Annotated in this window: 2 protein-coding genes and 1 pseudogene; all 3 read left to right on the plus strand. The window is 40.6% G+C overall.

The genetic code is table 11. The features are described from left to right. Positions 1-250, plus strand: a pseudogene (locus tag Q0614_RS00405) (hypothetical protein); the annotation flags it as partial. 482 nt (positions 251-732) lie between these two features. Continuing rightward, on the plus strand, positions 733-966 hold the full coding sequence (locus Q0614_RS00410) for a hypothetical protein (RefSeq protein ID WP_297994517.1): 234 nt from the start codon (positions 733-735) through the stop codon (positions 964-966). Positions 967-1,058: 92 nt separating this feature from the next. After that, positions 1,059-1,217: a hypothetical protein gene (locus tag Q0614_RS00415; RefSeq protein ID WP_298785715.1), complete on the plus strand. Its 159-nt coding sequence runs from the start codon at positions 1,059-1,061 to the stop codon at positions 1,215-1,217. Positions 1,218-1,268: the final 51 nt, after the last annotated feature.

Raw genomic sequence — 1,268 nt, forward strand, 5'->3', positions numbered from 1 at the left:
GGCGCAGCTGCGCTATCTGGCTACTTTCATCGAAAATCAAAACGTAAATATCATCACTGCGCCCAAATACGCAAGCGAGCGGCTGAACTTTAGTGAGGATGAGATATTGCATACTTTAGCACGTCGTCCACAGCGCACTAGCGACGTGGAGGCGATGTTTGACGAAAAAAGCGCGCAGCTTTTAAAGCGTCTTGTGGGTGCGGGCAAGGTTGTTTTCAAAGACGGCTACTATAAAATCGCCAAGAAATAGCGGCGGAATTGCGAGGTAGAATTTCGTTTCGTAATTTAATGGCAAAATTTTATCGAGATTTCGCAGGTGGAATTTTGCGTCCAAATTTTTAATAGGTGAAATTTTACGTAAATAACTCGTGATGATGTGATGAAATAATAGGGCGCGTAATTTGGATTTAAAATTCTCCAAAAAATAAATTTAATTGGCGAAAATTCTAATGGCAAAAATGCGGGCGCAAATGCTTCGGCTACAGAAAATTCCAATATCAAAAAATATAATTTTAGAAATTCCGCCTCGCAAAGCTCTGGCAGCGAAGATCGGGGCGCTGAAAATTTAAGCGGCGAAAATCCCGATGCCAAAAATTCTAGCGCGCAAAATGATGGTGCGTAAAATTTAGCTCGCATGATAAAAAATAAAGCTACGTTAAAATTTAAAAATTTCATCGCCTGCGCACGCTCTTTTTGGATCCGCACAAAGCTCGCGCGTGCAGGTGCAACTCTTTGCTACTCATTCCCGCCGAAGCCGTTTGTCTCGAAAGATCAAGCATCGTCGCAAAACCGAGCGGAGTGGGTAAAAATTTAAAAAATCAAAATTTTAAAAGTCTAAATTTTAAAAACCAAAACGCTACGAGTACAAATTGCGAGGCAAATCGTTACATAGACTTTAGCGCGGATTACGACACGGATCGCAACATACGCCTTAAACATATTGTTGCAGCACATGCCAAAGCATAAACTTTAACGCAGATCGAGACTTAAATTTAAATATATGCCACGATATAAATTCTAGCGCGGATTATGACATAAATCTCGTTAAAGGTCACGGCATGAACCCAAGCATAGATTATTACGACATACGCCTCGGAGCGTATCGAGACATAAATTCTGACAGGGATCGCGCCGTGAATTTTAAAATTTCAAACGCAAATTTAAAAGCGAATTTGGCAGTTTTAAAAGCAGATTTAAAGACGGATTTTAGATTATGAAATTTTTAAATTTAAAAGTTGCTGCCGCCGTGTTCGCGCTGCTGCTCGCAG

It is taken from the genome of uncultured Campylobacter sp. (assembly GCF_937997595.1).
GTDB lineage: Bacteria > Campylobacterota > Campylobacteria > Campylobacterales > Campylobacteraceae > Campylobacter_B.

Coding starts and splice junctions, on each gene's coding strand:
- Q0614_RS00415 (WP_298785715.1), top strand. CDS start 1,059: ATGAACCCAAGCATAGATTATTACGACATACGCCTCGGAGCGTATCGA.